This window comes from Siccibacter colletis, from assembly GCF_025914095.1.
GTDB lineage: Bacteria > Pseudomonadota > Gammaproteobacteria > Enterobacterales > Enterobacteriaceae > Siccibacter > Siccibacter colletis.
The window spans coordinates 2,126,236-2,149,219 of sequence record NZ_CP074352.1 but is presented as its reverse complement, the minus strand read 5'-3'; the positions used below and the strand labels follow the sequence as shown (position 1 = coordinate 2,149,219).

29 protein-coding genes are annotated in these 22,984 nt (G+C 50.9%); 26 read left to right on the top strand and 3 right to left on the bottom strand.

The window, feature by feature from the left end:
• Positions 1–190 precede the first annotated feature (190 nt).
• Positions 191–868 carry a Rha family transcriptional regulator gene (locus KFZ77_RS10295; protein WP_264384107.1) on the top strand — a complete coding sequence of 226 codons (678 nt, stop codon included), beginning with the start codon at positions 191–193 and terminating at the stop codon, positions 866–868.
• Positions 869–1,079: 211 nt separating this feature from the next.
• Entirely contained in the window at positions 1,080–1,406 is a 327-nt protein-coding gene (locus KFZ77_RS10290) for a GrlR family regulatory protein (RefSeq protein ID WP_031519214.1), read from the top strand.
• Between the two features lie 33 nt (positions 1,407–1,439).
• Here the strand turns inward: KFZ77_RS10290 and KFZ77_RS10285 are convergent, their stop codons facing one another.
• Entirely contained in the window at positions 1,440–1,730 is a 291-nt protein-coding gene (locus KFZ77_RS10285) for a hypothetical protein (protein ID WP_152548335.1), read from the bottom strand.
• Between the two features lie 27 nt (positions 1,731–1,757).
• Here KFZ77_RS10285 and KFZ77_RS10280 point away from each other — a divergent pair, with 27 nt between their 5' ends.
• Positions 1,758–1,973 carry a hypothetical protein gene (locus KFZ77_RS10280; protein WP_264384106.1) on the top strand — a complete coding sequence of 72 codons (216 nt, stop codon included), beginning with the start codon at positions 1,758–1,760 and terminating at the stop codon, positions 1,971–1,973.
• Between the two features lie 3 nt (positions 1,974–1,976).
• Positions 1,977–2,168, top strand: a complete 192-nt coding sequence (locus tag KFZ77_RS10275; protein ID WP_264384105.1) for a hypothetical protein — start codon at positions 1,977–1,979, stop codon at positions 2,166–2,168.
• Positions 2,169–2,195: 27 nt separating this feature from the next.
• Here KFZ77_RS10275 and KFZ77_RS10270 read toward each other — a convergent pair whose 3' ends face one another.
• Positions 2,196–2,627 carry a hypothetical protein gene (locus KFZ77_RS10270; protein WP_264384104.1) on the bottom strand — a complete coding sequence of 144 codons (432 nt, stop codon included), beginning with the start codon at positions 2,625–2,627 and terminating at the stop codon, positions 2,196–2,198.
• Positions 2,628–2,647: 20 nt separating this feature from the next.
• On the opposite strand from KFZ77_RS10270, the gene KFZ77_RS10265 reads away from it, so the two are divergent.
• From KFZ77_RS10265 to KFZ77_RS10180, 18 genes are all read left to right on the top strand, one after another.
• The gene (locus KFZ77_RS10265; protein ID WP_264384103.1) at positions 2,648–3,211 is read left to right on the top strand and encodes a terminase small subunit; all 564 of its coding nucleotides are present in this window, start codon (positions 2,648–2,650) and stop codon (positions 3,209–3,211) included.
• Positions 3,208–4,755: a terminase gene (locus tag KFZ77_RS10260; protein ID WP_264384102.1), complete on the top strand. Its 1,548-nt coding sequence runs from the start codon at positions 3,208–3,210 to the stop codon at positions 4,753–4,755. The genes KFZ77_RS10265 and KFZ77_RS10260 overlap by 4 nt, the downstream gene beginning before the upstream one ends.
• A gap of 80 nt (positions 4,756–4,835) precedes the next feature.
• The gene (locus KFZ77_RS10255) at positions 4,836–6,206 is read left to right on the top strand and encodes a DUF1073 domain-containing protein (protein WP_264386177.1); all 1,371 of its coding nucleotides are present in this window, start codon (positions 4,836–4,838) and stop codon (positions 6,204–6,206) included.
• A complete protein-coding gene (locus tag KFZ77_RS10250) occupies positions 6,151–7,140 on the top strand; it encodes a phage minor head protein (RefSeq protein WP_264384101.1) in 990 nt (329 codons plus the stop codon). Before KFZ77_RS10255 ends, KFZ77_RS10250 begins: the two co-directional genes overlap by 56 nt.
• A 37-nt stretch (positions 7,141–7,177) precedes the next feature.
• Entirely contained in the window at positions 7,178–7,516 is a 339-nt protein-coding gene (locus tag KFZ77_RS10245) for a hypothetical protein (protein ID WP_264384100.1), read from the top strand.
• A 70-nt stretch (positions 7,517–7,586) separates the two neighbouring features.
• Positions 7,587–8,780, top strand: coding sequence for a DUF2213 domain-containing protein (locus tag KFZ77_RS10240; protein ID WP_264384099.1), 1,194 nt, complete (start codon positions 7,587–7,589; stop codon positions 8,778–8,780).
• A 3-nt stretch (positions 8,781–8,783) separates the two neighbouring features.
• Entirely contained in the window at positions 8,784–9,218 is a 435-nt protein-coding gene (locus tag KFZ77_RS10235) for a hypothetical protein (protein ID WP_264384098.1), read from the top strand.
• A gap of 10 nt (positions 9,219–9,228) precedes the next feature.
• On the top strand, positions 9,229–10,326 hold the full coding sequence (locus KFZ77_RS10230) for a major capsid protein (RefSeq protein ID WP_264384097.1): 1,098 nt from the start codon (positions 9,229–9,231) through the stop codon (positions 10,324–10,326).
• A 9-nt stretch (positions 10,327–10,335) separates the two neighbouring features.
• On the top strand, positions 10,336–10,701 hold the full coding sequence (locus tag KFZ77_RS10225) for a hypothetical protein (protein WP_264384096.1): 366 nt from the start codon (positions 10,336–10,338) through the stop codon (positions 10,699–10,701).
• Between the two features lie 2 nt (positions 10,702–10,703).
• Complete coding sequence (locus tag KFZ77_RS10220) at positions 10,704–11,084, top strand: DUF7370 family protein (protein WP_264384095.1); 381 nt, start codon at positions 10,704–10,706, stop codon at positions 11,082–11,084.
• 172 nt (positions 11,085–11,256) lie between these two features.
• Complete coding sequence (locus tag KFZ77_RS10215; protein WP_264384094.1) at positions 11,257–11,607, top strand: hypothetical protein; 351 nt, start codon at positions 11,257–11,259, stop codon at positions 11,605–11,607.
• Positions 11,608–11,609: 2 nt separating this feature from the next.
• Positions 11,610–12,035, top strand: a complete 426-nt coding sequence (locus tag KFZ77_RS10210; RefSeq protein WP_264384093.1) for an HK97 gp10 family phage protein — start codon at positions 11,610–11,612, stop codon at positions 12,033–12,035.
• Complete coding sequence (locus KFZ77_RS10205) at positions 12,032–12,415, top strand: phage tail termination protein (protein WP_264384092.1); 384 nt, start codon at positions 12,032–12,034, stop codon at positions 12,413–12,415. Before KFZ77_RS10210 ends, KFZ77_RS10205 begins: the two co-directional genes overlap by 4 nt.
• A gap of 55 nt (positions 12,416–12,470) precedes the next feature.
• Complete coding sequence (locus KFZ77_RS10200; RefSeq protein ID WP_264384091.1) at positions 12,471–13,214, top strand: Ig-like domain-containing protein; 744 nt, start codon at positions 12,471–12,473, stop codon at positions 13,212–13,214.
• A gap of 59 nt (positions 13,215–13,273) precedes the next feature.
• On the top strand, positions 13,274–13,948 hold the full coding sequence (locus KFZ77_RS10195; RefSeq protein ID WP_264384090.1) for a DUF6246 family protein: 675 nt from the start codon (positions 13,274–13,276) through the stop codon (positions 13,946–13,948).
• An 87-nt stretch (positions 13,949–14,035) separates the two neighbouring features.
• A complete protein-coding gene (locus KFZ77_RS10190; RefSeq protein WP_264384089.1) occupies positions 14,036–14,311 on the top strand; it encodes a hypothetical protein in 276 nt (91 codons plus the stop codon).
• Positions 14,312–14,352: 41 nt separating this feature from the next.
• The gene (locus tag KFZ77_RS10185; RefSeq protein ID WP_264384088.1) at positions 14,353–16,815 is read left to right on the top strand and encodes a phage tail length tape measure family protein; all 2,463 of its coding nucleotides are present in this window, start codon (positions 14,353–14,355) and stop codon (positions 16,813–16,815) included.
• Positions 16,815–17,168: a phage tail protein gene (locus tag KFZ77_RS10180; protein ID WP_264384087.1), complete on the top strand. Its 354-nt coding sequence runs from the start codon at positions 16,815–16,817 to the stop codon at positions 17,166–17,168. Before KFZ77_RS10185 ends, KFZ77_RS10180 begins: the two co-directional genes overlap by 1 nt.
• A 90-nt stretch (positions 17,169–17,258) precedes the next feature.
• On the opposite strand, the gene KFZ77_RS10175 is transcribed toward KFZ77_RS10180, so the two are convergent.
• The gene (locus tag KFZ77_RS10175; RefSeq protein WP_264384086.1) at positions 17,259–17,477 is read right to left on the bottom strand and encodes a hypothetical protein; all 219 of its coding nucleotides are present in this window, start codon (positions 17,475–17,477) and stop codon (positions 17,259–17,261) included.
• A gap of 166 nt (positions 17,478–17,643) precedes the next feature.
• Between KFZ77_RS10175 and KFZ77_RS10170 the strand changes: the two genes are divergently transcribed.
• From KFZ77_RS10170 to KFZ77_RS10155, 4 genes are read left to right on the top strand one after another with little or no spacing between them, the layout of a single operon-like run.
• Entirely contained in the window at positions 17,644–18,348 is a 705-nt protein-coding gene (locus KFZ77_RS10170) for a phage minor tail protein L (protein WP_264384085.1), read from the top strand.
• On the top strand, positions 18,348–19,067 hold the full coding sequence (locus tag KFZ77_RS10165; RefSeq protein WP_264386176.1) for a C40 family peptidase: 720 nt from the start codon (positions 18,348–18,350) through the stop codon (positions 19,065–19,067). The genes KFZ77_RS10170 and KFZ77_RS10165 overlap by 1 nt, the downstream gene beginning before the upstream one ends.
• Positions 19,010–19,537: a tail assembly protein gene (locus KFZ77_RS10160; protein ID WP_264384084.1), complete on the top strand. Its 528-nt coding sequence runs from the start codon at positions 19,010–19,012 to the stop codon at positions 19,535–19,537. The genes KFZ77_RS10165 and KFZ77_RS10160 overlap by 58 nt, the downstream gene beginning before the upstream one ends.
• Positions 19,538–19,546: 9 nt before the next feature.
• Positions 19,547–22,693 carry a host specificity protein J gene (locus KFZ77_RS10155; protein WP_264384083.1) on the top strand — a complete coding sequence of 1,049 codons (3,147 nt, stop codon included), beginning with the start codon at positions 19,547–19,549 and terminating at the stop codon, positions 22,691–22,693.
• Positions 22,694–22,984: the final 291 nt, after the last annotated feature.

Genomic DNA, 22,984 nt, shown 5'->3' with positions numbered 1-22,984 from the left:
GCCCTGCTGCATGGGGCAGATCCTCTCCATCCCGATGATTATCGAGTTTAGAGGAATACTGCGTCTCACACGCGCACACCAATACACAGAACCTTTCAGGATGACCCTTGAGGATACCGGTTTGGCTATCGGTGCCTTCTGTGGGCCGGACTCCTGTGTGACAAGGTTCATCACTAAAAGGTAAATACCGATGCAATTAGTTGAAATAAAGAAGCTAGACCTGGTAACCAACACTGCCGCCATCTCCGAAGGCGTTGGGCGAGACCATGACACCATCATCAAGCTGGTTGACCGCAACAGGAGTGACCTTGAGGAATTCGGAGAGGTCGGATTTGAAATCCGAGCTGGGTACAACAACTCTCGGGTTCGCGTCGGGTTATTAAATGAGCAACAAACCACGCTACTGATCACCTACATGCGGAACAATGAAGTTGTGCGGACATTCAAAAAGCGTCTGGTCGCTGAGTTCTTCACTATGCGTGGCGCATTGGCGAAGAAGAAAATGGATCGCAACTCTGCGCGTCTGGAATACAAACCGATGACTGACGCCATCAAGCATGAGCGTGAAGCTCAGGGCAAGCAGATTGCTCCGCATAACTTCAGCAATGAAGCCGACCTGATTAACCGACTGGCGCTGGGCATGACCGCGGCTAAGTTCCGCGTACATCATGAGATCGGGAAGAAAGAGCCGATTCGCGATTACCTCACACCAGAGCAAATCCACTGTATCACCGAGCTACAGCGCGCTAACACGGTGTTCATCAGCATGGGGTGGGATTTCGATCAGAGGAAAGAAGTGCTGCGCGGGATGTTCGAACGCAACCATCGTCAACCGCTTATCGAAGAACAGCACCACCTTGCAGCGTAAAAAAGTTGAGAGCCACTTTCACAACGGCTTTTATCACAATGCCCGTTTTAACAAGCGGGCACGATGATGACTGTCATCATCTCCTCCTGTGTCTACGGTTAGCACTGCTGTGAAGCAGCGCGAAGCTGGAAGTTGAATGGTGTTAATATTTCCTCAAGTGAAATTAGGTATAATGCCGGAGCCATATGGCAAAACCATATAAGGATGCGAAATGAAAAACGGCATTTATAAGGTTATTTTTGACAGTAATGTTAACCGCAATGGTAACTGTGATGGGATTGTTACCGTTCGGGATGATCGCCTTAATGGTGGTGACTATGTTTGCTACTATCAAGGTGTGTTTGATGGCAATAAAATCTCATTGAAGGTCGTAAGGCATAATCCAAACGACACCACTGTTTTTAATGGAGTGGATAACGTTGATTTAGATTTGACGTTAAATGAATTGCCAGGAGGAACAGTGTTTAAAGGGAGCGTGAAAGGACGCCCTGGTTTGGTTATCGCCGGAAGCATGCATTATTTGAGCGATATCATCTAAATATAAGCCGCCTCCGGGCGGTTTTTATTGCCATTACAAAGTTCGCCTGCTGGTTGGTTTGATAATGCCGTAACGCTTTAACACAGCCAATCTGATAACCAGGCATGCGGTTTTGATGACATGATTGATAGATGGTGCATAAGCAATTGCTAAAGAGATTTCTAACTCAGTAACCATATTACCCCCTATAGAAAAGAGCAGGCAAATTCCTGCATCAATAATGGTCTCTATTGCACAGTGAATGGATTGAGTGCCAATGGCAATCACCACTTTCCCAATAGTGAGGGTTAAATCAGAAAGCACTTCCTGCGGAAAATTGGACATATTCTCAAGCAAATAAAGAGGCTTTTAATGTCCGACATCTACAAAATCACCATCACCACCACATCGAAAGAAACCTTCACCGGACTGATGAAGCGCAGCCAGCCTGAAATCGTAAACGGCTTCGTTGCGCTGGCGACCGACACGGGTGAGTGGCGGTACTTCCGCCCGGATAGCGTGGAGCAGTTCCACTTTGTGCCTGTGGCAGAAGAGCCCGGTCAGTCCGAAGAAGAGACAAAGGAGTAAAACATGGCATCAGATAAAGAAGAGGAAGTACAGCGCCTAATTTTGCTTGGGGCCATATCCACGCTTGAGGAATCTGAGAGAGAGGAGATTTTTTCCATTAAGCACAAGATTATCAAGCTGTGTGAAGAAGCGAGCAGAAAAGAATTCGCAATGACGGCGATTGCTTTGGCCGCCATTGAGGAAGGGCAAAAATGAAGCGCTTCGGTCTTCTTAATATGATCCTCAAATAAGATCGGCCTCAGAAGCGGCTTGAATCAACTCATTCATAAAATTCTCCTCAAAGTTAATTGAGTACTCAAGATCCACTACGGGATCTCTTGTGGGAGTGCCAAAATTAACATTTAAATCTTGGTTTACGTATAGCTTATGGAAGGCAGATTTAGCATCGTTATCCTGAACGAAAAACGTTACCTCGCTTAAGATTGCGTTGTTTTTGAATATCAATCTACTCTCGCTGGTACATTCGAACCTGCATTGAGGGATTGAAACATAAAGCTCTGACTCTCTTAGCTCTACACCAATCTGGGAATTCTTGGTGCGTGATTTTGTCCAGTAATTGGAAACCCTCTCAAGCATCCATTTTGTCTGATATTGCAAATCATCACCGTGCTTTGAAAGCAAGCTAGAAACGCCTGAAAAAGTTAACTTACTCATAAAACCTCCAGAGAAGAAACATGGCACTCACCGACAAACAAGAAATGTTCTGTCGCGAGTACCTCATCGATTTAAACGCTACACAAGCGGCTATTCGGGCGGGGTACAGCGAAAAGACCGCGAACGAACAGGGCGCTCAAAACTTAGCGAAACTTAGCATCCAGTCCAGAATCTCCGAACTCAAAACGGAGCGCAATGATCGAATCGATATTGATGCCGATTATGTGCTGAAGCGCTTGTTTGAGATTGACCAGATGGATGTGCTCGACATCCTGACTGAGACGGGAGATCTGAAACCAGTATCCCTGTGGCCTAAGGTATGGCGCACAACATTGTCAGGATTTGATGTTATGACAATGGCTGGAGACGGTCACACGGCGGGTCTTCTCAAGAAGATCAAATGGCCTGACAAGGTGAAGAACCTTGAGCTGCTTGGCAAGCACATCAGTGTGCAGGCATTCAAAGAGCAGGTAGAGCAGAAGGTCACGGCAACTCACAACATCATGCCTATCCCATCGTGCACAAGCGTTGATGAATGGGAGAAAGCGGCGCAACAGCAGCAAGGCGAGGTACTGGGTGGATGAATTACAAAGCCGTCTGGAAGCCGCTTCCTGGTTCGCAGTCACTGTCCCTGAGTTGCCCGTGTAACGAAATCCTCTACGAGGGAACGCGCGGACCCGGTAAAACCGCCGCGCAGCTGGCGCGGTTTCGTCGCCTGGTTGGCATGGGTTACGGCTCTTTCTGGCGCGGCGTTATTTTCGATACCGAGTATAAAAACCTTACCGACATCATTACCCAGTCAAAGCGTATGTACCGCCTGTTTAACGACGGCGCACGATATCTGGCATCTGCCAGTGAATTACGCTGGGTATGGCCTACTGGTGAAGAGTTGCTTTTCCGCTTCGGGAAGGAAGAGGGCGACTACTGGGACTATCACGGACAGGAATTCCCGTTTATCGGCTTCAACGAACTGACCAAGCAGCAGTCGGCGGAATTCTACGAGATGATGTTTTCCTGCCGGCGCTCGTCGTTCCGGCCTGAGAACTACCCTCTGTCGGACGGCAGTCTGCTCAAGCCGATACCTCTGGAGACGTTCAGCACGACTAACCCGTTTGGCATCGGCCATACATGGGTGAAGAAACGCTTCATCGAGCCAGCGCCGCGCGGCACCATCATTCGCGAAACTCAGAAGGTGTTTAACCCTCAGACCGAACGTGAAGAGGACGTGACGCTTACTCGCGTTGCCATTCATGGTTCTTTCAAAGAGAACCCGTATCTCGACCCGCAATACATCGCAACTTTGATGGCTATAAAAGACCCGAACCGGCGTAAAGCTTGGGTAGAGGGCTCGTGGGATGTGACCAGTGGCGGCCGCTTCGACCACCTCTGGAATGAGACGATGCACGTCATCAAAGCTTTCACCATTCCTGAAAGCTGGACTGTTGACCGGTCCCATGACTGGGGTGAGTCTAAGCCGTTCTCTAATCTTTGGTGGGCTCAGTCGGACGGTACAGAGGCGACATTGCCAGACGGCCGTAAATTCTGCCCTCCTGCAGGAACATTGGTTCTGATTGGTGAGTGGTATGGCTGCCCGCCTGACGAGCTGAACAAAGGGCTTAACATGTCATCGACCAACGTCGCAAAGGGCGTGGCGTGGATTGATAAGCGCCTTGCCGGTGAAGAAGTTGAAGAGCCTGAAGAGGTTCAGGGCAAAGGGCAGATGCACATTGTGCCGGGAATATGCAGCAGTGTTATTCCGGGGCCGGCTGACGGCGCAATATTCAACACTGGCGATAACGAGCTTTCCATCGCACAGAAAATGGAGGCGCAGGGCGTTACCTGGCTGCCAGCCGATAAGAAGCCAGGCTCACGCATCAACGGCGCATCACTATTTGCCGACATGCTTGAAGCTGTGGTCGAAGGTAAGAAAACGGAATCTGGCATGCCGGATAAGCCAGCCTTTTACGTCATGGAGCATTGTCGTGGATGGATAAGCCGAATCCCAGTGCTTGTCCGCGACGATAAAAATCCAGATGACGTGGACACCACCCAGGAAGACCACGACTACGACGCCACGCGATACCGCGTGCTGCATTCGCCGAAGCAGGTCGGCGCAGTATTCTTCTAAGGAGCTCATCAGTGAGTGAATTAAGCACCGGGGAACAGTTCCTCGTTAATGCCCTTGCTGATGCTATCGGGCGGCAGCGCATGCTGTACGCAGGCCAGCCTGGGAATACCAAACGCACGAAGCTGTGGGATGAGTTCGGCTATCCCAACAGCCTTGAGTTCGACCGCTACTATCGCGCCTACGAGCGTAACGCTGTGGCCTATGCTGCGGTGCATAAACTGCTCGAATCCTGCTGGATGGATAACCCAACCATTATCGACGGCGAGGAAGCCAAGGAGGCGACAAAAACCACCGGCTGGGAAAAGGCGGTAACCAAGCTACTGAAGAAGCACTGGCCGAAAATCAAGGATGCAGATCGCCGTAACCTTGTTGGCCGGTATTCAGCGCTGCTCATCCAGTTCCGTGACGGCAGGGAATGGAGTGAGCCGGTAGACAGGTCGGTGGTGGCACGGCTGAAAGACAAGGCCATCGTGAAGCTGATCCCCGCGTGGGAGTCACAGGTTAAGCCAGGCAACTTCGACACCGACACGCTTTCAGAAACGTACGGCCAGCCAGTTTCGTATAACTTCAACGAGCAGCCGGTTGGCGATGACGGTACCTACGGCCCGGTGCGCGGCGTTACTGTTCACCCGGAGCGAATCATCATCCTGTGCGAAGGATCTGAAGACGAAAACATGCTCTCCGGGGTTCCTTTCCTGCGTGCCGGTTACAACAAGTTGCTCGACCTTGAGAAAGTCTCTGGCGGCAGCGCCGAGGGATTCTTAAAGAACGCCAGCCGACAGCTTGGTATCGCATTCGACTCTGGCACCAATATGGACGCCATTGGCAAAATGGCGAAGGATGCTGGCTACAAAGACCTCGGTGAGGCTCTGAACGACAAGGTCGCCAAGATGAACCGTGGTACTGATGCCGCTCTCGTAATGCAGGCCGGTACGCCGTCTGTTCTCTCAGTTGCAGCTGCAGACCCTAAGCCGACATGGGAAGTTACCGCCAACGAGTTCGCCGCATCAATCCAGTGCCCGTTCACCATTCTTTTTGGCCAGCAGACGGGGCGTCTTGCTTCGGATGAGGATAAAACGGACTGGGCGAAGCGCTGCAACGGTCGCCGATGGGGTTTTATGTCATCGGTAATCGAAACCATCCTTGAGCGCTTCTGGACACTTGGCGTTATCGACCAGCCATCATCCGGCGAAGTGTCGCTGGCATGGTCTGATCTGCTCGCTCCGAGCGAGAAAGAGAAGATTGCCAACATGCAGGCCATGGCGACTGTGGCTAAAGACACTCAGCAGGCATACGGCACACCGGCAGTGGATGAAAACGAAATCCGCGCGGTTGGTGAGCTGGAGCCGCGCAAAGAGGTGAAAAGCCCAGACCCTGAACAGAAGGTGACAACCGATGATCCTCTCAACCCAGCCGACGAGAATCGGGACGCCGATCGTACCGCGCAATAAAGCCGACCCTACTCAGTCATCGCGGCAGGTCAGCAGGATGTTCAACGATATCGAAGACCGGTATCTGAACATTAAACGCCGTCTGAAGGAGTTGTTCGGGCAGCGAATGACCGGGCGCCAGCGAGAAACCAACGGCGAGCGGTCATGGATGATGTGCAACAACGAAGGCGCAGTATCTTCGCTGTACCAGGTCAATGCCGGCAAGTTCATTTACGACATGACCGCCTCAGAGCTGGCTAGCTTGCTTCAGATAGTGCAGACCATCCTTGATGATGCGCTTCTTGATGGCGGAAGCCAGAATCTGTGGGCGCTGGATTATGTCACCTCTGAGTATGAGCGAGGCACGCTGAATGCCTTTACCAACCTGTCGGTCCAGTCTCCAGTCTATGCCAGCGAGACAACGCTGCAGCAACTGCTGTCCAGCCCGGCATATCAGAACCAGATCGCCAGCGCCTATATCAGCACCTACAGCGACTGGAAGGGCATCAGCGATACGGCTCGTGCAGATTTGGCGAATATCATTGCTGATTCCATCGGGCGGGGCATCAATCCAAGAGAGACAGCCAGCATCGTTAGTAAGCGTCTTGATGTGTCGATGGCAAAGGCCAAAAGCATCGCGCAAACGGAGCAGGTCGGCGCATTGCGTCAGGCGCAATGGAACGAAACAGACTGGGCTGCAGACAGGCTGGGATTGAATACAGCAACGCTGTGGCTTTCAGCATTAAAGCCCAGCACCAGAGCCTGGCACGCCAGCCGTCATGGAAAGGTCTACACCACCGAAGAGGTGCGGGACTTCTACGCTGAAAACGGCAACCGCTACAACTGCTATTGCAGCCAGATTCCGGTGCTGCTCAACGATGACGGCAGCATTATCAATAAAGGGCTGGCGGAAAAATTGGCGAAAGAGCGCAAGCAGTGGAATGTAAGTTCATGATATAAAAAATATGAGCATTAACTAGTAAGGAGAGCTCATGTTTTTCAATTCAAAGTTACACACAGGACCAGAAAACTGTGAAAAGCCAGATCATGGCATGCTAATTGGTGATCTTTTGCATGTAAGCATGACTAAAGATGGCGACATGAATGTTGCTAAATTTACAGCAAAAGCGCATGAGGATTTCCATAAAGCGAACATGATTGTTGATGCCTTAAGGCGTGATCTCCAAACTAATATAAAAGTTTGGTCAATTGCGGATCATGGTGAGACTTTAATGGAAGGTAGGTTGGTGAAAGTTGAGACTATTAGCGACATCGCTGAGAACCGTCTCATAGATGAAATCACCGTTACCATCAATATTCCTATCGTGTAATCATTCAATTAGATAAAGGTTGCCTCGGTGACCTTTTTTATTACCTGAAATACACCAATGAGGACCCAGCATGAAACGCAACCGCGTTAACGTGCTGACCGTCGTCAACTCCGCTTCAAACATCACCACTGAAACCATCGACGGCAAGCCACATATCGTGGTTCGCGGCATCACGCCTGTCGTGGACGATATCGTGATGAACCGGAAGTTGTACCCGGCAGCCGAAATCGAAAAGGCCTACAACACGCTCGAGCGAAACCCGATGCCGCTGGGCCACCCGAAAGTGGATGGCAAGCACGTATCGGCGCGCGATGTCCGGGCTGTGAACAACTATCACGTTGGCGCATGGCTCCAGAACGTCAGCCACGAAGAAGGCAAGGTCAGCGGCGATATGTACGTCGACCGCCAGTACGCTGAGTCGAGCGACAAGGGAAAGCGCCTGATTAACCGTCTGGACGAGATGCTTGCTGGCACCAACTCAGACCCGATCCACATCTCCACCGGACTTCTGTATTCCGGTATCGCTGCCAATGGTGAATCTAAGGGCAAGAAGTACAACGAGATCGCCACAAACATGCTGTTTGACCATGTGGCTGTTCTGCTTGATGAGCCAGGCGCCGGTACACCGGAGGAAGGTGTTGGCATCTTCGTTAACGCTGAGGGTGATGAAGTCGAAATCGAGGTCGTCAATCTCGAAGAGTCTACCACCCCAGACCAGCAAGACCCCGCATTCAAAACATTTTTCAACCAGCTAAAGGCGTTTTTCGGCGCCAACAGCGATTCAACCCAGAAGGAAACAGACCCGATGAAAGAGCTCATCGTTAATGCGCTGAAGGCCAAAGGTAAATCGGTTGACGGTAAAACCGATGCCGAACTGATGGACGCATATAACCAGATGCTGGCAGAAAACGCCGACAGCAAAGAAGAAACGCCTGAAGAGAAGGCCGCCCGTGAGAAGAAAGAAGCGGATGACAAGAAGGCGAAAGATAACGCCACCAACGGTGAAGAAATCCCGGCGTGGGCGAAAGCGCTCGCATACCGCGTCGACACCGTTGTTAACAGCCTGAACGCGAACGCTGACAAAGAGAAAGGCGATAAGCGTGCGGCTGTGAAGATGGCGATGAACATGAGCGATGAAGAAGTCGCCGACCTGGACGGCAAGGCGCTCGACGCCATGTACGCCAAATGCCAGAAATCAACCGGCCTCAATGGTGCGTTTCGCCATACGGCTACCAATCAATCTGTCAGCGAAATGCCGGAGTAAAAAATGGCTAAAGATGGAAAGCATGTAATCCACGCGGGCGGCGTATTCCCTAATCCGCTGCTCAACCGTGAAGGCGGCGCTGCCGCGTCAACTCTGCCGGGTACTGTCGGTTTCTTCAGCACCGCTGACAAGTTCACTGCGTCGGTTGCTGGCGCAGAGAGCGCGATTAAGTACGTAGCCAACAAAGACTACCTCCGCTGCATGAGCGTTGATGATGCCATCGCAGCTAATGAGCTGGTGATCGGCATTCACCCGCTGCCGGGCATGTTCCTGAACGTGCGTGCTGCAGCTGGCACCTATACCAAAGGCCAGCCGGTAGCAGTTGCCAACGGTCGCGTTACCGCAGTCACAGCGGATGCCGCGGTTTTCGCTTATGTCGAAGAAGATAAAGCAGTCACTGCGGTGGCCGGCGATCTGATTCGCGTTGTGTTCAAGTAAGGAGCACTGAATGTTTGTTTATTCGAAGAAAATTGGTCAGGAGACTGGCAACCTGGAGATCAACCAGGAACAGTTTCAATCTCTGACCGCCGAGCGTAATGCCAGTGCTCAGGCTGCAGCTGACTTTCTGGCTCGTGCCAGTTTCCGCGGCATTGCAGAGAATGCACCGCGCATTGACGCAGTGAACGCGGTGGATGATATCCGCCGCCTCTATCGCGCATTCGATACTACCGTGCTGCAGCAGTTTGAGCCGAATACCGAGTTCACCCTGCTTAACGACCTGATGCCGCTGTCACGCTCTGTGCGTCTTGAACAGTCCCGTTACGACTACGCCCGAACCGGTGGCCGTGGCTGGGCTCATACATCAATGTCCGGGCAGGTCGGCGCGGCGCTTGATGCCCGCAGCTACACCTTCGACGGCACGATGGTTCCCATCCACGACTCGGGCTTCAAGTTCGAATGGCGTGACCCGATCTTCAACAGCCCGTCAGCACTTCAGTCTCAGGCTGATGCACAGCGCGGTTCTGTAGAAGACGTACAGCGCCGTTACGTTGATTACATCTTCAACGGCTTCCGCGATAAGGCTGGTAATTTCGCAGTGTTCGATGGCCTGACATGGAAAGGCCTGAAGGATGACGAACGCGTGGCGCAAATTGATCTGGGCGCTTCCGGTCTGAACATTGACTTCACGTCGCCTACTGCAACTTCCCAGCAGATGCGCGCTGGCGCAATTGCGCTGCGTGACCAGTTGCGCCGAATTAACAGCCAGTATGCAGATCAGACTTGGTATGTATCCGGAGAAATCATCTCCAACCTGGAGCGCTTCTTCTCCGATAACTACCAGTCCGGCACCGTGATGGATGAAATTCTGAAACTGACCGGCGTGGCAGCTATCAAAGAAGACAGCCAACTGACCGGTAACGAAATTGTCATCGTTCCGCTGGGCTCAGGCGTTATCGCTCCGATCGTCGGTCAGGCTATCGGCACAGTTGCATCTCCGCGCCCGGAGTACAACAGCGACTACATCTGGCGCACCTGGGGTGCGATGGGCCTGATGGTTAAGCAGGACATCAACAACAAATATTCCGTCATTCACGCATCGAGCTAAGGAGCTCTCATGGCACTGGTAGAAATCGTGGCAAATAACCTGCACGCCGGTGCCAACCTCCGAAAACTGGAGGTTGGTTCGGTGGTGGAAGTAGACGACGCGACAGCACAGCGCTGGATAGGCACAGGTAAGGCCAAGGAAACCGATAAGAAGAAAGGCGAAAAGCTTTCCTTTGAAGTTGCTACTCCTTCGGCGCAAACCGCTGACCTGTCCGGGCTGCAAAAGCAACACGCCGATGCGCTGGCGCAGATCGAAAAGCTGAACGCAGATGCTGAAGCGAAAGACAAGGCTCACGCCGATGCGCTGGCAGCAGAAAAGAAGCGCGCTGATGACGCAGAAGCGGCGCTGGAAGAACTGAAGAAGAAGGTGAAATAACAATGGCGACCCCAGTTACGGCTGACGACGTGAAAGGCTTCCTCTCCGAATTGGGGTATGCCATACCTGACGCTTTGCTTACTCCAATCCTCTGCGTGGTGAACAAGATTATCCCGTGCCTTGAAGGTGCCGGGTATGACGAGTGCACCTCCCAGCTCATTCTTATATACGCTGCGGCGCTGATGGCTACTTCATCCGGCGCGCGGCGTGTCAAATCGCAGTCAGCGCCATCTGGTGCGTCACGCTCATTTGAGTATGGCGACGACGGTGTGACATGGCTGCGTGACACGCTATACCGACTCGACACCAACGGTTGCACCGGTGAGCTGCCGATCAGCGCAGGTAACAGCGCCGGGTTCTTCGATGTTGTTGGGGGATGCTGATGGAGTGGGTATCTGTAGCCGTACGACTGCCTCGTTCATTCACCCGAGTATGGGTGATGACCGACACTGGTCGTGAAACTACCGGCTACGTCAAATCTGACGGCGAGTGGTTCATCAACTGCCCGAGCATTAGGGCGACTGGCGCGATGGTGATCCGCTGGAAGGAGGGCTGATGTCGGAAACAGCAAACTGGTCATACACAGCCACGGCGACCATCTGGCGAAAGCTGGAAGGAACTGACGAATACGGCGATCCGCTGGGCTATGCGCTTCCTGAGCAAATCATGGTGGATTACGAAGGCGGCCTGTCGAAGAGAATCGGCAGCCTGGGCGCTGAAATCGTCGTGAAAAACACCGTCTGGACTGAGTTCGCGCTGGCAGAGGCCGGTGATTATTTGCTGATTGGCATATCGACCGAATTTGACCCGATTGTGGCCGGCGCTGATGAAGTTCGGCAGGTAATTCGCTATGCAGACACCTTCGACCGAATGGCGGATGACTTTGCGATCATCACAGGGGTGTGACTATGGCCGGAAAAGTTCGCGGAATTATGGCCGCTCAAGCTCAAATGGAAACAATCATCAAAGAAGTTTCCGGCAAGAAAGCTGTGCGCGGCATTCAGTCAGCTCTTTTAATACTCAGTGCCGCTTCGGCTAAAGAAGTGCCGAGAGACACGTCATACCTGTTAAATAGCCAGTTCAGGCAAATAGACTTCAATGGCACAAGGATAACAGGCAAGGTGGGTTACTCGGCAAGCTACGCCGCCGCGGTGCATGAGGCCCCTGGAAAGTATCTAAACACGCAGACTGACCGTCCTGTCAGGCGTGGTGAGGCAGAAGGTTCCCGGGGTGTTATTTGGGGACCAAATGGTAACCCAAAATTTCTGTACTATCCGGCTAAAGATAATGAAGAAGAGATGCTCGCAATCATCAGAAAGGAGATGAAATTATGACTCCTATGATGCATGAGCGTGTGCGTAACTCTTTTGGTGCAGCAGGATTAACGGCGGGTTTCGAGGTTCAGCAGTTACTTTTTGAAGATCCAAAAGACCTGAAAAAAGCCATCATTCTATTCCAGCCTAACGGTGGTTCGGCGATACGCAATGAACTTGGTAGTGAATACTACGTGCTGGTGAATGTCATAGGCGCGAAGGATAAACGCAGCCAAGCTTTAACAGCGGTACAGCGAATCATAGACTACGTGCAGGCTAATCCAATGGCAGATCCATGCATTGGGCATATCGAAAATGTAGGGGGAATACCCTCACCGGTGCTAACAGAAGAAGGTCGCATCGTTTTCAGACTTCAGTTCGCTTGCCTCTACGGGGAGTAAGCAAAAATCCAGGCTGCCATAAGGCGGCCTTTTTATTTATTAATAGGAGTTCCCCATGGCAGCAAATTGCCCAACAGACAACACAAAGCTGTTTGGTAGAGCCATCGTGCTCGAAGTAGCAGATGGCTGTGCAGATACAGTGCCGCTTGAATCTGAGTGGATGCCGTTGGCGGCAGGTACAAGTAAAGGCTTCGACTTCTCGCCGAACAGCGTGACTTCTGATGCTGACGACACCAAAGGCTACGTCGAAAATATCGTCACAAATGCTGATTTCACCATCTCCTTTGAGGGTGAGGTGCGCCGTAACGACAAGCTGGACCAGTACGGTGTGGGCCGCCTGATTAAGTACTTCAATACCGAAATTCAGGCGGCCCGTCAGCCTACTCTGTGGGTGCGGATGGAGTTTGGTCCGGTAACGTTCATTGGCTACATGCTGATCAACGCACTGAGCTCTGATGGCGGCACGAATGACATCATCACGTTCTCTACCGAGTTTAAGGTAGCGGCGGCTGACACTATTCAGGTTATCGATACAGCTGATGATGTTGCTGTAACCAGCGTAAGTGTTACGCCTTCTACCAGCTCTGGCGCAGTAGGCACCACCGTTCAGCTGACTGCTAACGTTCTGCCGGCAGACGCCACTGACAAAACTGGCGTGTGGTCATCATCTGACACCTCAAAAGCCACGGTTAATGCTACCGGGCTGGTTAATCGCGTCGCCACCGGATCGGCCACCATCACATTCACATCGAATGATGGCGGCAAAACGGGCTCAAGTTCAATCACCGTAACTGCGTAATTGCCATTTCAGGGGCTTCCTTATGGTGGCCCCGAAAATGGTAATTTCAGGGAAACCTTATGACCCCTTTAAAAGAGATCGGCGAGTGCCTCATCACTGTTGATGGTGAAGAATATTTATTTCGCCCCTCATTTGTGAACATGACAAAGATTGGCGAGCCACAAGAGATAGTTCAGGCATTCTACGACCTTCATCATAACGAGCTGTCAGATATCCTGGTTAGCGCCGTGCAATTGTACGGCCATATTCCGCAATGGTTGGTCAACCAAATCAACCGTACGTCTTACGGAAGGAAAGCATATATCGCTGCGATAGTGGTAATGAACGCCTGCTGCGAAAGAGAGGCCGAAGCGCTGACAGGATACCTTCAGCCTGCAAGAGGGAAGGGGCGCACTTTTAAGTTTAGAAGCGGCCTGCTTCCTGCATCTGACATTCTACTGATTGCGCAAGAGCTCATTACCCACGGAGTGATTGGCAAAGCGAAGATCAGGCGGCTTCAGCGCCATGAGAATGGTGAGTCCAGCGCTGAGTTCTCCGCTATTGACTATATCGTGGCTGCCCAGACTCACTTTGGCCTCAGCGAGCAAGAGGCTGGCAACCTGACGATGACTAAGTTTCAGCTGCTGCTAAATGCAAAGTATCCAGACCAGAAAGGCTTCACAAGAGACGAGTACGATAAGGTTGCTGATGACTACTTCGCCAAGAAGGCCAGAAAATTAGCGAAAGCCGCATGATGCACGAAACAATGCGCAACTTTTCGGCTCAGCGATTGAAAACCGATCACTTCCTGATAGGATTTAGTTATTCGACAGGAGAGTGAAATGAAGAAATACCTCTTAATGTTTCTTTTCGCTACATCAGCATCGCACGCGGCAGGAGAGATGACTTCAACATTGAAGTCGGCAGAATCTGCTATATGCCGTGACAATTCGAACAAAGCACAGTGTGAAGTTGCCGTTCAGAAGCTCATGTTTGCAGTTAACAAGGTCACTGAGCTGAATGAAAACTGTAAAAAGTCTGATGTAGGTATCAAGGCTCAATGTCAGCAGTCTGAAGAGGCGATAGGATACATAGAAAGCCTTGGAACCAAACAATAACTAACCCGCTCCGGCGGGTTTTTTTATAGCCGGAGAAAAGCATGGCAGGCGCAGAAAATGCCGGAAGTATCGTTTACGAAGTAAGCGCTGACGTGGCACCTCTTTTACAAGGCGGGCGGCAGGTCAATCAAGTTCTCAGTGAGATTGAGTCCGCATTAGACGAGAACATAAATCAGTTCAAGCGGCTGGAAACAAATGTCACGGCGACTGCTCAGTCTGTATCTGCAGCCACAAGAAGCATGGGAAACCTTCGTGGAACATTCGGGCAGCTAGGCTATCAAGTACAGGACGTCGCTGTTCAGTTGCAGATGGGTCAGAACGCCATGATGGTATTCGCTCAGCAGGGTTCTCAAATAGCATCCATTTTTGGTCCGGGCGGGGCGGTAATCGGTGCAATTATCGCTATCACTGGCGCTATAGCAGGCGCCCTGCTCCCATCCTTATTCAACTCTAAAGATGCAACTCAAGAGCTGGAAGTGGCCCAAAAGGCACTGGCTGACACAGTTGTCAAAACGGACTCTGGCGTCAGTGCTTTATCGGAAAAAATACAGCGGCTAGCTGCAGTTAGCTCAGACGCAGCAAAAGCCCAGATCGCAGTGGCGATGACAGATGCTCAAAAAGCCATTAGCGCCGCCGGCACAGTCATATCAGAGCAGATTAATGACCTCGGAAGCTGGCGTAATAGCATGTCTGCAGCTGAAAGCCAGCTAACGACGCTCGAGGGAAAAGGCGTTGATGTATCAGCTGCACTGAAAGAGTTAGGTGGCAGTTATGCGGGTAACATTTCAGGCCTTAACATCCTGAACAATGTCACCAATTCTATGGCCGAGACGTTTGGAATTACTCAAACACAGGCTGTTGGCCTTGTGAAAGTATTCCGAGACCTGCAGAAAGAGCCCACAGCTGAAAACATGCAGTCTGCTGCAGCTGCACTTTCATCTCTAAGTGAGCAAACTGGATATGCCAATCCAAAACTAAATGAATTAACAAATGTCGTTAACCAGAACTATGTATCAGCTGCAAATGCTACAGATGCTATCAACGTACTTAAAGGCGCACTGGACAACCTTACTGGTGCAACCGAGGCATCAAAACAGGCTCTGTCAGGAAATGCTGAGCAGTTAAATAAGCTTGTTGAGGCTGCTAAAAATGAAGCCGCAACAGTAGGCTTCAGCACCAGGCAAAGGGCTAAATATGTTGCTGGACTTCTTGGGGCTACAGACGCTGAGCTTAAGTCTATTGATGCGAGCTATGACAGCATTGAAGCTTACGAGAACGAGCAAAAAGCGTTAAAAGAGCAAGAAAAAGAGCAGAAGAAAGCTGCTTCTGAAGCAGAGGCTGCAGCCAAAAAGACAGCGGCTGCCCAGCAACAGGTTGTTAACCAACTTGACCAGCTATCCGAGAAATACCAAATAGCTGTTCTTGAACAGCAAGGAATGGGCAGGGAGGCGGCAATTCTCGCAGCACAGCAACAGATAGGCGCTGCCGCCACAGCACAACAGGTTCAACAGGCAGGTGAGCTGGCGGGCAAGCTGTACGATGTAGCTCAGGCTACAAAAGCTGCTAAAGACGAGGAGCAGAAACGCAAGGAGGCTTCGCAGAACTTCAGCGCGCTAAGAGGTCAGGTATCACCCGTTACTGCAGCAGACGATACTTTCCAGAAACAAATGGAGCAGTTGAATCAGTATGCCACTCTCTACCCTCAGAGAATCGCAGAAGTAGAGGCCGTAAGAGCTTCGATTGAGGAACAGTATCGCCAGAAAAGGCAGGCGGCAATGTGGCAGGAGTGGCAGCAGCAAAGCGAGATTAACCAGCTTGCAGCTTCTGCTATCGACTCGCTACAGGGAGGGGCGACTAACGCCATCACTGGCCTGATTGGCGGCACGCAGAGCCTTCAGGAAGCGTTTGCCAACATAGGAACGACCATCCTGAGCAGCGTAGTTGGTAGCCTGGTTGAGATGGGTATTCAGTATGTGAAGAACCAGCTCCTATCACAGGCGGCAGCAGCGGCAACATTAGCATCAACCGCAGCGCAGGCCACAGCGGCAGCAGCAGCATGGGCGCCGGCAGCGTTAAGCGCCTCTGTAGCAACGCTTGGCAGCGCAGCGGCGGTCGGACAGGCATCTTATGCAAGTTCGCTTCTGGCGGCTAAAGGTCTCGCAATTGCAGGCGCCCGCTATAACGGTGGGCCGGTAGCAGCTAATTCCATGTACCGCGTCGGTGAGAACGGCAGGCCGGAGATATTCCAGGCCAATAACGGCAGTCAGTACATGATACCGGGCGACAATGGTCGGGTTATCAGCAACCGTGATATAGGTTCCAGTGGTGGTGGTGGGATGGTGCAAAACATAGCTTTCACTATCAACACTACTGGAGGAATAGGAGAGGCAGAATGGGCGCAAATTGAATCCAGGGCCGTTGCCATTAGTAAAAAAATGGCTCTCTACCAGATTAGTGATCAGGCCAATCGGCCGAATGGAATGATTCAGCCGAGGAGAAAATAATGCCCGAAACATTTATCTGGTCACCACAAAAAGGATACTCCGTCGAAAGCGCTCCTAACGTGGCGGTGGTTAAACTAGGAGATGGTTATGAGCAGCGGCAGGTAAAAGGAATTAACCCTTTGATGCCTAAATATTCTCTGACATTTAAGGGTGTTGAGGATAGGAAATGCGTCAGGACTAATACGGCTAGGGAGGCTGAAGCATTCATAAAAGCAAGAATGGCCGTCGAGTCCTTCTACTGGACGCCATCTGATACTGGCGTGCAAGGGCTATTTGTATGTCGGTCATGGAGCATGGTGAAGACCGGCCAGATGTATGAACTGACGGCCACATTTGAACAGGTACCACGATAAGCCGAAAGGCGGGAGATAGTTATGGAAAATGAATGTGGAAAACCACCCGCTTACATTGGGTGGTCGATTGATAAAAATGGAACTATTGAATTAACGAGGAGGACGAGGGTTTGCAAACTGGTCAAATTCTTCCGCAGAATTTGGCAATCCCCATCGGTTTAAGTCATCGATCACTTGCTGCCTTTCCTCGGATGGCAATTTGGTTAAAATAAACCCAATAACCATCTTAAGTTGGCCGATTTCTTTATTTATTTCCTGTAAGTTAGTCGCTTCGCAGCTTACATTCAAATGATGTTCTTCAAGAGCCATCCTATTTCCTTAACCAGAGGTAATCAGCCATCCCTCATCGCTATGTGCGCCCATGCCCCAAACATGGACGGGCTGAATACTCAACATATCCTTATCAGTAAATCAGCGACATCCTGATATTCAAACAGTAGCCACCCGCGGGTGGCTTTTTTAATGGGAGTATTCCGTGCGCGATATACCAGCGGAACTGATTATCGAAAGCGTTGAAGCGGGCGTTGGCGCATTCATTGACCTCTTCGAGGCAAACCTTCAGCCCTATGGCGGCGATGTAATCCGCTTTCACTCCGGCACCAATGGATATTACGGCGATGTTGTATGGAAAGGGGTCGCCTATCCGGCATATCCGATAGCCATAGAGGGATTCGAAATCAAAAACGAGGGGACCTATGCGCGCCCCACTATGGCGGTTGCAAATATCACCGGCCTGATAACCGGCATTAACCATGACTTCGACGACATGCTCGGGGTGGTGATTACTCGCCGCCAGGTGCCGGTTAAGCATCTCGATGCAGTCAACTTTCCCAACGGTAACCCTGACGCAGATCCATCAATGGAGGCAGTTTCTCGTTACGTCGTGGAAGAGATGACAGAGGAAACCGCCGAACAGGTCACCTATACCCTGGCAACGCCAATTGACTGTGATAACGCCATCATCCCGGCAAGAACCATTCTTGCTGATGTATGCCAGTGGCAGTATCGCGGGGCCGGATGTGGATACGACGGACCGCCAGTTGCAGACGAAAGGGATAATCCAACATCTGACCCTGCCAAAGATAAATGCTCACACAGGAGGACAGGATGCAGGTTTCGATACCCGCGCCCGGAGCCAATGCCGATAAGCAGCTTCCCTGGCTCACAGAAGGTGAGCTGATTCAGCAGTGCCTCGATTATGCCGCGACATCGTGTGACGAGGTATGCGGACTTATCATTGATAACTCATCGTTCTTCCCGTGCAGTAACTCACACCCTGAGCCAGCGCGACACTTCCGTATAAGCGACGACGACTGGCTGGCAGCAGAAGAGCAGGGTGATATCACGGCGGTATTCCACTCACACCCTGAAAGCATATCCGTTCTATCTGGTGCAGATCGTCATGCGCAGGTGCTGACTGACCTGCCATGGTGGCTGGCATCTAATGGCGGATTGCGTAAGTTCAGGGTGGTGCCGCACTTGCTTGGCCGCCGGTTTGAACATGGAGTGATGGATTGCTACACCCTTTTTCGTGATGCGTACCATCTGTGCGGCATCGATTTGCCTGATTTTGAGAGGACGCAGGGGTGGTGGCTTCGGGAAGAGAACCTGTATCTCAAAAATATGGAAGCCAATGATTTCCATCGGGTTGAACTGTCGGAAGCTGGGCCCGGCGACGTAATCATTCGCCAGCCTTTCCCTGGTGCTGACCCATGCCACGCCATGATCCTCCTGCATGACAATATGGTTCTTCATCATGACTGCGCTGGTCACCTTAGTCGCAGAGAGCCCTACAGACCGGCTTTCATTAAGCAAACTCATTCCATCTGGAGGCACGAAAGGTGCTCATCTTTAAATTTGCAGGGCATTTACGAAGACATTTCCGCCAGGTTGAGATGAATGTTGAGACTCCTGCTCAGGGATTGCGCCTTCTGTTAGCACAGAGTCCAGAATTCAAAAAGGACTTCCTAAAAACGCGCATACGCATCCGTATGGCTGGTGAGGATGTGACAGAAGAATCAATCCGCCTACATATGGACAGGAAACTTCCTGCTGGCTCAACTGTGCTTTTCGTTCCCATAGTGGAAGGCGCTATCTCGGGCACCGTCGCCCTTGTGGCAACTCTCGTTATAGCCGCGGCTTCTGTTGCATACTCAATCTACATGTCACGCAACATGAAAACCAAGAACGCAGCAGAGGCGGCAGAAAGTAACACCATCACAAACAACTCGTTTACCAGTGCTGAAAACCGCGTTGGTCAGGGGCGGCCAGTGCCTATTCTTCTTGGAGAAATGGTGGTTGGATCCAATGTAATTTCCCTCGGTATCGACACTTCGAACAACCAGGACTGGACAGAATCAATAAGCTAAGGTGGCGTTATGTCTTCAGGCGGCGGCAAGGCCAGTACTCCCAAACTTCTCAATGATAATCTCAAATCAAAACAGTTTTACCGCGTGTTGGACCTGATCAGTGAGGGACCAATTTATGGACCCGTCGACCAGACGCACCTTTCCTCTTTCATGCTGAACAAAACGCCGATCACTTCGCCAAATGGTAGCGTCAGCATCAATGGTGTTAGTGCAGCCTGGCGCCCGGGGTCAGGAACGCAATTGCCTATAAACGGCTTCTCAGCTATTGAGGCAACCACAATCGTTAACACGGAGGTGAAGTTTTCCACACCTTTAGTGCGCACCATTACTGACCAGGATGTAACTCGCGTTCGGTTTAATGTTGGTGTAACAGGATTGGTTCAGCAAGATACAAAGGGTAATCAGAACAACACGTCTGTTACGCTTGTCCTGGAAACCAGAACTGCGTCCACAGGATGGGTGCAAGAAAAGACCGTCACAATAAACGGTAAAATTTCCGGTGAGTATCTTGAGGCCCATGTAATAGAAGCTCCTGATATCAAACCATTCGATATCCGCGTACGTCGAATTACTCCTGACAGTGGCAGCGATTTGCTTTCTAACGGGACCATCTGGAACAGCTTTACGGAAATCACTGACGATAATCTTTCCTATCCATTCTCTGCAATTGCCGGCGCGGTGATTGATCGAGACCAGTACACTGACACACCAAGTCGCACCTATCATCTGCGCGGCCTGATTGTTGATGTGCCGGATAACTACAACCCAACCACCAGAACCTATAGCGGGTTATGGCTCGGGGGCTTTAAGAAGACATGGACCAATAACCCAGCATGGCTTTTCCGTGAGCTGGCGAAGAATACGCGGTTCGGCCTGGCGCGCAGGGCGGGATCAATTGATGTCGATGACGGCGCGCTGTATGTGCTTTCTCAGTATTGCGACCAGCTTGTTGGTGATGGCTACGGTGGTAAAGAGCCTCGAATGACGCTGAACGCTTACATTACCGAGCAGGCCAGCGCCCGCGATATTCTCGACAAAATTGCCGGGATGTTCAGAGGGATTGCGCTGTGGGATGGCATGCGGCTTACAGTTATGCTGGATGCGCCGCAAGACCCTATAGCCACAGTAACAAATGCCAATGTTGTTGATGGTAAATTCAGCCGCAGCTCGGTTAAGCGTTCAGAGAAGTATAACGCCGTCGTAGTTTCCTGGACTGATCCGGATAATGGGTGGGAACAGGTAAAGGAATACGTATCTGATGATGAAATGATCGCCCGTGGCAATTATAACGAAACCACTATCGAGGCCTTCGGTTGTACGTCACGCGGTCAGGCATGGCGTGCTGGTAAGTGGATTCTGGAAACCGCGAAACGTGAGAGCAACAGACTGACGTTCCAGATGGCGCGGGATGCCATCGCATTTACACCCGGAGATATCATTGAAGTCATGGATAATGATTACGCTGGCGCAAGGCTTGGCGGTCGAATCCTTTCTCACTCAGGCAATAAAATCACCGTAGATGCGAGTCTCTCCAGCCTGGTATCCCCCGGCGATGATATGTCCATTATGGGCAGCAACGGGAAGTTCTTGAAGTATGAAATCACAACGGTGTCTGGCGCTGTCGTCACCCTGAAAACCACGCCTGCATGGGTGAGGGATGGGACCGTATTTGCTATCACAACCACGGAGATTTCTACTCGTCTTTTCCGTATCCTGAGTATCGCGGAGACAGAAAACAACTCGGTCTATAGCATAACCGCTTCGCAGCACGATCCGAATAAACAGGCAGTGGTAGATGCCGGAGCGGTGTTTGAGGTGCCGAACGACACTCTGAATGGCTATCGCGTGCCAAATATTGAAAACCTGCGCGTTATGAACGTGAACAGTGAGACTGTACAGGTTACGGCAACCTGGGAGACGGCCACGACCACCAAAAAACTGGTATTCGAACTCTATGTGTATAACGATTCGGGCAAAGTGGTTGCGCAATATGAGACCGAGAACTTTAGCTATGACTTCTACGGACTGAATGCCGGAGGCTACACGCTTGGCGTCAGGGGCAGAAATGAGAACGGCATGAAAGGGGCTGAAACTCAGGTTAGCCTTGTAATTGGCGCACCGTTGGCACCGACATCAGTTATCTGGACTCCGGGTATCTTTTCGGCAGACATTGTTCCGGTAATGAGTGTAACAGCAACAACTGACACGACCTTTGAGTTTTGGTACTCAGGTGAAAACCGCATCTCTGATCCATCAATAATTGAAGAACAGACTCAGTTCCTGGGACGCTCAAGTCAGTGGACACTTCATAACCTAAAGGCCGACACGACGTACTACATGTACGTAAGAACCAAAAATGCATTTGGTGTTTCTCCATTCGTTGAGACATCTGGAATGGCCTCCGCTGACATTCCTGGAATGCTGGAGTATATCGACGATGCTATTCGTAACTCAGGCGCTTTTGAAAACATTCAGAATGGAATTGATACCAATATTGAGGGGATTTTACAAAACGCCCTTGCCAATAACTCAACTGCCGAACATCAGTGGGCTCAGTATGGTGAAGTTAGATCTGATATTCTAATCGTTAAAACTACTGTTGCCGATGTTGATAAATCGCTTGCTGAGTTAACCACTCAAGTACAGGCTCAATATCAACAAACAACAGCTGCGCTTAACCAGAAATTAACCGCAACCGTCACCGATAATGGAACTGCCAAGGCCTTCTATACGCTCAACCTAGGCATCAAGCGCGGTGAGCAGACATATAACACCGGGTTTGCAATGGGTATAGAGCCAGACGGGTCAGGAAGTTATAAATCAACAACGGTCTTTGCAGCCGACCAGTTTGGCATTTATTCAGGTAGCGATCCGGGTAATTATCAGGCGGCGTTCTTTGTCGTTAATGGTCAGGTTTTCATGCGATCAACGTTTATCCAAAACGGAAGTATAGATAATGCCAAAATCGGAAACTTCATCCAGTCCAATAACTATGTGGCAGATAGCACAGGATGGAGACTGGATAAAAATGGAACGTTTGTTAACTTCGGGAGCAACAGCCAGGGTTCAATGAAGCAGACAAACTCAAAAATTACCGTCAGGGATGCCAATAAAAGGGTAAGGTGTCAATTCGGTTATATTGATGGGGTCTGGTAATGTCTGACTGGGGATTTCAATCGTGGGATGCCAATGGCGTCCCTAACAACTATGGGATAAAACCCGTTTCCGTTATTAGCAACATAATATTATCCAATGGGCAAAAGTCGGGGAGTTATTCTTTTAACGTGCCCAACGGCTATCGTTTAGGTTTTGTATACGTGCCTGTGGGTGCAGATACATATATCCAGGGGAGGAGAATTATAAGCATATCAGGTAATAGTATTATTATCTCTGCGGGTACTGATAACTCTCTTAACCAATACCAGTCAGGGGCAGCTAACCTGACTG